Origin of the sequence: Morganella psychrotolerans (assembly GCF_001676055.1) — a bacterium.
Classification (GTDB): domain Bacteria; phylum Pseudomonadota; class Gammaproteobacteria; order Enterobacterales; family Enterobacteriaceae; genus Morganella; species Morganella psychrotolerans_B.
The window spans coordinates 60,190-67,302 of sequence record NZ_LZEX01000011.1 but is presented as its reverse complement, the minus strand read 5'-3'; the positions used below and the strand labels follow the sequence as shown (position 1 = coordinate 67,302).

Here is a 7,113-nt window from a genome sequence, read left to right as displayed (position 1 = left end):
TAATGTATAAATTGCCCCCAAGAAATAGAATGATTCAGATGAATTAACATCAAAATGTTGTATGATTCCCCACCCCAAAAAATATAATGAGAGGTGCCAGATAAATAATGATTATTCCCCAATAGAATAAAAAATGTTGGCAGCTTATTATTCTTTTTTTAAAAGAATATATAATGTTAGTATAAAAAATGTGATATTTAAAAAATAAAATTCCATCATAAGTTAACTCGATTAATTTTTATAGTGGAGTTAAAATAAAAATACTTATAGACATCATTGATTATACCTAGATATTTTCGATCGAAGAAATCCTTCCCTGGGTATAATGCGATAACATCTAACTCTGGAAATACATTGGAAATTGTTACAAGTGCTGTTGAATACAACCCAATAACACTGGAGCAAGAAATCTCACCATCCTCTAGTGAAGATTCTAAATCTATTTTTGGAGTATATACGGATGTGAAACCTAATTTTATTAAATCAAGGTCAGTTAAAGCGACTTCAGCTCTGTGCTTGCAGTAAATAATCTCTGAAGATGTTTTGTTATATGTATTGTTATAAAGTACATTTTCCAGAACTGCTATGTAATTATTATAACTCATAATATTTTTATCTACTAAAGGTGAGCCAATAAATAAAATGGTATTGCTTTTTTTTAAGCGAGAATTTGGTAATGGTTTGTGATTGATTATATTTATACGATTACTACTAATATTAAATGTTGTAAATAATATTATATTGTTGTTTGTGTTTATTTTTTCTAATTTTCTTTTGACGTTTATTGTAGCTAAACCATCATCAATGAAAATAATATTTTTATTTTTATAAATAGAGAATAACCCCCGATGAAACATCCATTTACTTCTAAAATCACCTATTATAATGTTCTTATGTCTTAGTGTAAGATAGAGTGATAATATTTTTAGCCACAAGAGTGATAGTTTATTATTTATTTTTATAAATCTCATGGAATACTTCTTGTTATTATTAATAAGTATGTCAGACATTATTTTATTATTTTTATCATTATCATTTAGTCGTATCAAAAATAATATTTTCAGTAGACTATCACTTCTTTCTATGTAACTTATACTGTTTTTAATTTGAAGTGGGGATTCACACAATATAATATGATCAAATATCATTATTGATTCTTCTTTTCGAGAAATGAAAACCAAGGCATTGGGTATACTTTGTATGATACAAACCATGTAAGAATAAAACGTACAGCCATGGATATACAAAAAGAAACACTAGCACCTGTTAACTCATATTGAGGCACAAGTATTATTAAAAGTACAACATTGAGAAAACCAGAGAAAATAGTTACAAATGATAAGTATAGTGTTTTTTTAGCATAGAAAATATAATTGGTAATTACTAGGTATAGACCCTGAAAGGTTTGTCCAATACACAGTAAATTAACTACTTGTGCGGATTGAATGTATTTTTCACCGATGAAGAATATTAATAATGTTGGACTTATTAGATATGAAATAAGACCGACAACTATACAAAACATAAATAAAATATATGATATTTTTATTATTTTAGCTTTGTCTTTTTCAGTAATTGAAGACAATGTCTTAAATAAAAAAGGAGTAAATGCTTTATTCATAGCATCAAATATTAATAATAACCCCATGCTTACCTGAAAGGCCATCATGTAAATGCCCGCGGTAGATAAACCGAAATACTTACTAATATAAAAACGGTCTATTGAACTTAGTAAAAAGACACCAAATACATGAGGAAGAAGAGGTAAACCAAAAGATAAATTGTTTTTTATATACTTGTGTTTCTTATATAAGAAAGAAATTAAACTCTCACGGGATAATGAAATGAGACTTAATATTGAAAATAAAAAAGTTGATGCTAATATAGAGTAGACTCTACCATTCTCACCTAAATTAAATTCCAGAATAAGAATGATTGTTAATATAAAATTTACTAGGCTATTTCCTATTTGGTATATTGAGTATTTTAAGGCCTTGTTTTTTATCTGAAAGTAAGTGAGTCGGAATTGAATTATATATAAACCAAAAGAATTTAGTATGGCTAAAATTAACCAGTGTGTTGGGATATTGAAAAAATAGGTGAGGCTGTGGTTGAATATGAGTGAAAATATAAGTGTAAATATAGTGCTATATATTAATATAGAGAACCCTGAGTTGTTATATAGTATCTTCCTACGAAGAGAAACTTTTTCGAAATAATAACGACTTGCTGCACCAACAGTATTTAATCCAACAATCGCACCAAGCCCAGTTATTATTAATTGAAATATGGCAATTTTTCCATATGCTTCGGTGTTTAAATATTGACTAAAAAATGGAAGTAGAATAAATGGTATGAGAGCATTTAAAATGTTTGACGATAAATATATGCTCGATTGTTTGAAAAATGATGTTTTTAATAAGTGAGCCATAAAATAATAATCAGTATTCAGGTATGTTATTACACATAATAAAATTTGCAAACTGAAAATCGAATTTATTATCAATATCAACGGATGAATGAGATGACATTATGTAGGCAAATGATTTATCAGTATAGCAAATTTTCCCATCTTGAATAAATTGGTTTTTATTAAAAATATATATTGCACCATTTATTCTATAATGAACTTCAAGCTCTTGAGAACGTTTTAATGAATCCTCTTTTATAAAATGGCCCATTGATAAATTCGAGGGTAGGGAATTTGCCCATAACGGCGAATGTTCACATGGAGTAACAGAAACAACAGAGTAGGCATTCCTTTGTGTAAACATTTCTAATGCATCATCAATGTGATGAGCGGTTCTTAAAGGTGAGGTAGGTTGTAATAATAAAATAATATCAAAATTTTCTGCAAATTTTTTTTATAGTATAATTTAATACATCATCAGTAGATGTTTTATCGGTAGCTAGTTTTGATGGTCGGAGTTCAGGAATACGTATGTTTAACTTACTGGCTATCTCAGCTATATTTTCATCATCGGTACTGATAAATATATCATCAACATATTTACTTTGCTGTGCTGCTTCAATCGTCCAATGTATTAATGGCTTACCTGCCAAAGGTAGAATGTTTTTTTTGAGGAAGCCTTTTACTACCACCTCTAGCTGGTATTATAGCTATAGTTTTCAAATTATTAATCATAATTCTAAGCCTAGATTGAGTATATCCCTTTGGGCTTGGTTAAAATCATCCATACGACCAATATCTAACCAATATTCATGAATAGGGAACATTAAAATATTATCGTTTTTTTGAATATGCTGTTCGAGAAGTGTTGGCATATCAATATGATAGTTTTTAGGAACTGATTGAATAATATGTGGTGATATAACATAAATTCCAGCATTAACGAAAAAAATGCTGAACTGGTTTTTCAACCATACTGACAATTTTATTTCCATCACCATGTACTACACCATACGGTATCTGATAGTCATATTCTCGCACGCACATTGTGGCATCAGCATCATGGCTTAGATGGAATTCAAGAAGATTTTGATAATTTATATTTGTTAATATATCCCCATTGATGAGAATTAGAGGGAGATCGTTTTGTAGGTTCTCTGGCAGCAAACCTAATGCACCGCCAGTCCCTAAAGGGGTTTCTTCATGAATATAGGTTATATTAATACCCATTGATGAACCATTGCCAAAATAATTATTTATTATTTCAGGCATATAATGTGTGGATATATAGAAATTTATAAATCCAGCATTTATAAAACTGTTTATTACTGTTTCTAAAATTGGTTTACTTCCAATTTTCAACATTGGTTTAGGACATTTATCTGTTAATGGTCGTAATCTTGTACCAAAACCACCCGCCATAATAAATACGGGATTTTCATATGTTGAATTATTAGTTAATGCATCATGAATAGTTTCTAAACCAATTAGTTTTTTATTTTCTAAGATTGGAATACAAAGTAAACTATGTTTTTTCATTAATAGCACTAAGTGTTTTTTTTTCTGTATTGAATTGTGCAGTTATAGGGGTTGTATTCATTATGCTATCAACGCAAGAATCTAGACTAATACCATTTAAAATAGCTCTTCTTATATCTCCATCAGTGATGACACCTTTAAGTAAATTATTATTGTCAATAACCAGTACAACACGCATTGAACTTGTGTTGAGTGTTTCTAGTGCTTTTTTTATAGTTGCATCTTGGAACAAGATAGCTTTCTTCCAATGTTCAGTCATTTTTAACCAACTTACTTATCTGGTTTGTTTTATTAATCGTCACTGTTAATGCCTGAGTGTCTTTTATAATGGTTGCTCCTGCAGAAATAATACTGCCATACGAAAGTATAATATTCTGCAAAATGCAAGAGCTAGCTCCAATATATACATCATCTTCTGAATTGACATTCCCGCATAATGTTGCATGTGGGGCGATGTGATTATATCTACCTATATGGCAATCATGATCTATAATTGCACCTGTATTAATAATAGAGTGCTCACCTATTACTGTACCTGGTTGTATAATGGCTCCGGAAAATATTTGTACACCTTGCTGAATTTCTGCATAGTCAGAGACAATTGCATTATTTGAGATAATAGTTTCGAATTGATAATTTTTTGACAAATAGTCTTGGGCTAATTTTTTTTCTAGCAGATGAATATGGTGTCATACCAATTCCATTTACTAGCATCACCTCTTCAGTAGGGAAATATTGAATATCTTCATCATTAGTGTAATGTGGTATACCAGAAAAAATGCGTCGGTCATAAATATTATCTGGGCAGATAACAGCAAGTATTTTTCTCTTTTGAGACAGAAGTATATCAATCAGTACACTGGCATGACCTCCACCACCAATTATTATTAATGGTTTGTTATTCAAAGAGAATATCTCCGGGTAAATAATCACGATCAGCGAAACGGCTTATTATATCCCAATATCGATAAGGGGATATTCCGTTACCGGGCCTCTTAATAGCTATATTTATATCAGTAAATTGATCACCTGATTTTATCGCAGTTGCAGCAACTAAGCTTTTTCGTGCTACCAATTTATTCTTTATTTCAGAAATTGTTGGTGTTTTTACAGGACTACCGAGAGCAATCTCAACTTGGCGAATAGCATTAATCATTGATATTAATTCGGATGGATTTATTGATGCTTTATGATCCGGACCCTCCATTTTTTTATCAAGGGTAAAATGTTTCTCAATCAAAATAGCGCCACGGGCAACGGCTGCGATCGGGATTGTAATTCCTTCACTATGGTCAGAGTAGCCTACTGGTAAATTGAAGGCTGCACCAAGGGTATCCATTGCTCTGAGATTAATTTCGTCCATTGGAGCCGGATATTCAGTTGTACAATGTAAAATTGTAACTTTTTTGCTGAGCGCAGCCCTACCTTCTTCAGAGGCATATGCTTGCTGAAACGCTGCCAGAGAAGGCTGTATATATTGAGGTGATGTATAACCAAATGCAATAACGCCCAGAGCCATCTCTATTTCTGCCAGTGTTGCCATACCGGTGGAGACTATGAGATCTTTTCCACTACGAGCATGTTGTAATATTAGTGGTGCATTTGTCAGTTCACCGGAAGGTAATTTCAAACGCTTTAATTTCAGGTCATTAACTAAAAAATCCAAACTTTCAGAATCAAATGCAGTGGATAAAAACTCAATACCGAGAGTTTCACAGTGTTTTATTAATCGATGGTGGCTTTCATGAGAAAGTTCCAATCGGCTAAGCATAGCAAACTGAGATTCTTTTTTCTGTGTATTCGCTATTTGATAATCAGCCTGTTTCGCGTTTTCAGTTACTAAATTTTTGGCTTTAAATGTTTGAAATTTAACAATGTCTGCACCAGCTCGATGTGCAGCATTAATCAGCTCCATAGCTATCTCTTCATTACCATTATGATTTACACCGACTTCTGCAATAACTAGGGTCATTTTATTCTCAGTCTATTGTTTCAAAGATTAAGTCAAAGAAAGATTTATATGAAGTACTATCTATTGATTTGATCATATTAATTGCTTGAGAGCTGCTATTTCCCTGTCCATATGGGTTTATTATTTTTTCATTTTTCGTCATGTAACTGCGATCGATAGCACTATCTATAGCATTTTTAATTGAACTTAACTCGATGGGGGTATGTAAAACACTTTTTGCGGCCAAACGACCTTTTTGTCGTACTCCAATATTTATGGTTGGAATATCAAATGAAGGAACTTCAATAATTCCACTGGAAGAATTTCCAATTACGGCAACTGAATATTTTACTGCACTCAGATAACGCACTTGTCCGAGTGAGGGAATGGCAATAACTCGGGATGGGTGCGCTGCGGTATATTTTTCGATCATGGGGATAATTAGCCGTCCACCATCATCTGCGTTAGGATAGGTCAATATTACTTGGTATTCAGGATAAGCATCAAGGGCTTCAGTTAATATTTGAAAGCTTAGCTCTGGCGGTTCTTTACCTAATGTCACTGGATGGTAGGTTACCAGAAAATAAGGCTGCCGGAGATTAAACTTGAGTGACTCACCAAGTTCTGAAATGCTCATTAATGGTGTGCGTCTCAGATGTTCCAGCCCCATAGCCCCGATATTCTTTACTCTTGAGGGAGATTCTCCTAACTGAATAACACGCTGACGGTGTTCATCAGTTGAAGTTCCGTGCAAATAGCTTAATTTAGTTATTGCGTGCCTGATTGCATCATCGTAGGCACCTTCAGTAATTTCACCACCATGTAGATGCAGAATCGGAATTTTTAGTATCATTGCAGTCTGAGCTGCCGCTAAGGCTTCAAAGCGATCGCCTAAAATAACCAGAACATCTGGTTGCAGGCGAGAGAAAGAATCAGCGAACCCTAATACACCAAGCCCGATACTCTTTGCAGTACCTACGGAAGAATTTGAGGAAAGTAATATCTCTATTTTTTCATCAATATGAAATCCATCTTTTTCTATTTGCTTGTATGTTTCACCAAATTCTGGTGCAAAGTGCATTCCTGAAACGATCAGTTGAAGTGATAACTCAGGATCATTTTGTATATCTTTTAAGAGCCAATATAGTAATCCGTATTCTGCTCGTGTTCCGGTAAATACAGCAACTTTCTTAACTTTTATCAGGTTCATTTT

The 7,113-nt window shown here is 32.5% G+C and carries 9 protein-coding genes; all 9 read right to left on the bottom strand.

The window, feature by feature from the left end; translation table 11 throughout:
- Window positions 1–215: 215 nt before the first annotated feature.
- The 9 genes from AYY17_RS08495 to neuC all read right to left on the bottom strand — a co-directional run bounded on the left by AYY17_RS08495 (window position 216) and on the right by neuC (window position 7,110).
- Window positions 216–971 carry a hypothetical protein gene (locus AYY17_RS08495; protein ID WP_156656669.1) on the bottom strand — a complete coding sequence of 252 codons (756 nt, stop codon included), beginning with the start codon at window positions 969–971 and terminating at the stop codon, window positions 216–218.
- A gap of 176 nt (window positions 972–1,147) precedes the next feature.
- On the bottom strand, window positions 1,148–2,431 hold the full coding sequence (locus tag AYY17_RS08490; protein ID WP_067422956.1) for a lipopolysaccharide biosynthesis protein: 1,284 nt from the start codon (window positions 2,429–2,431) through the stop codon (window positions 1,148–1,150).
- Between the two features lie 410 nt (window positions 2,432–2,841).
- Window positions 2,842–3,102 (bottom strand): cytidylyltransferase domain-containing protein, encoded by a 261-nt coding sequence (locus tag AYY17_RS21855; protein ID WP_202906394.1) that lies wholly within the window; start codon window positions 3,100–3,102, stop codon window positions 2,842–2,844.
- A gap of 247 nt (window positions 3,103–3,349) precedes the next feature.
- Complete coding sequence (locus tag AYY17_RS22225; protein ID WP_235845332.1) at window positions 3,350–3,949, bottom strand: sugar phosphate nucleotidyltransferase; 600 nt, start codon at window positions 3,947–3,949, stop codon at window positions 3,350–3,352.
- Complete coding sequence (locus AYY17_RS22220; protein ID WP_235845331.1) at window positions 3,936–4,208, bottom strand: CBS domain-containing protein; 273 nt, start codon at window positions 4,206–4,208, stop codon at window positions 3,936–3,938. Before AYY17_RS22220 ends, AYY17_RS22225 begins: the two co-directional genes overlap by 14 nt.
- A complete protein-coding gene (locus tag AYY17_RS21850; RefSeq protein ID WP_202906393.1) occupies window positions 4,201–4,596 on the bottom strand; it encodes an LbetaH domain-containing protein in 396 nt (131 codons plus the stop codon). The genes AYY17_RS22220 and AYY17_RS21850 overlap by 8 nt, the downstream gene beginning before the upstream one ends.
- Window positions 4,556–4,855: a PglD-related sugar-binding protein gene (locus tag AYY17_RS21845; RefSeq protein ID WP_202906392.1), complete on the bottom strand. Its 300-nt coding sequence runs from the start codon at window positions 4,853–4,855 to the stop codon at window positions 4,556–4,558. The genes AYY17_RS21850 and AYY17_RS21845 overlap by 41 nt, the downstream gene beginning before the upstream one ends.
- Window positions 4,848–5,921, bottom strand: coding sequence for an N-acetylneuraminate synthase (gene neuB, locus AYY17_RS08470; protein ID WP_067422954.1), 1,074 nt, complete (start codon window positions 5,919–5,921; stop codon window positions 4,848–4,850). The genes AYY17_RS21845 and neuB overlap by 8 nt, the downstream gene beginning before the upstream one ends.
- A 7-nt stretch (window positions 5,922–5,928) precedes the next feature.
- Window positions 5,929–7,110: a UDP-N-acetylglucosamine 2-epimerase gene (gene neuC, locus AYY17_RS08465; protein WP_067422952.1), complete on the bottom strand. Its 1,182-nt coding sequence runs from the start codon at window positions 7,108–7,110 to the stop codon at window positions 5,929–5,931.
- Between the last annotated feature and the right edge of the window lie 3 nt (window positions 7,111–7,113).

Bases quoted from the DNA above. Each gene is read 5' to 3' on its own strand.
- AYY17_RS08495 (WP_156656669.1), bottom strand. From the start codon at position 971: ATGAGATTTATAAAAATAAATAATAAACTATCACTCTTGTGGCTAAAA.
- AYY17_RS08490 (WP_067422956.1), bottom strand. From the start codon at position 2,431: ATGGCTCACTTATTAAAAACATCATTTTTCAAACAATCGAGCATATAT.
- AYY17_RS22225 (WP_235845332.1), bottom strand. From the start codon at position 3,949: ATGAAAAAACATAGTTTACTTTGTATTCCAATCTTAGAAAATAAAAAA.
- AYY17_RS22220 (WP_235845331.1), bottom strand. From the start codon at position 4,208: ATGACTGAACATTGGAAGAAAGCTATCTTGTTCCAAGATGCAACTATA.
- neuB (WP_067422954.1), bottom strand. From the start codon at position 5,921: ATGACCCTAGTTATTGCAGAAGTCGGTGTAAATCATAATGGTAATGAA.
- neuC (WP_067422952.1), bottom strand. From the start codon at position 7,110: ATGAACCTGATAAAAGTTAAGAAAGTTGCTGTATTTACCGGAACACGA.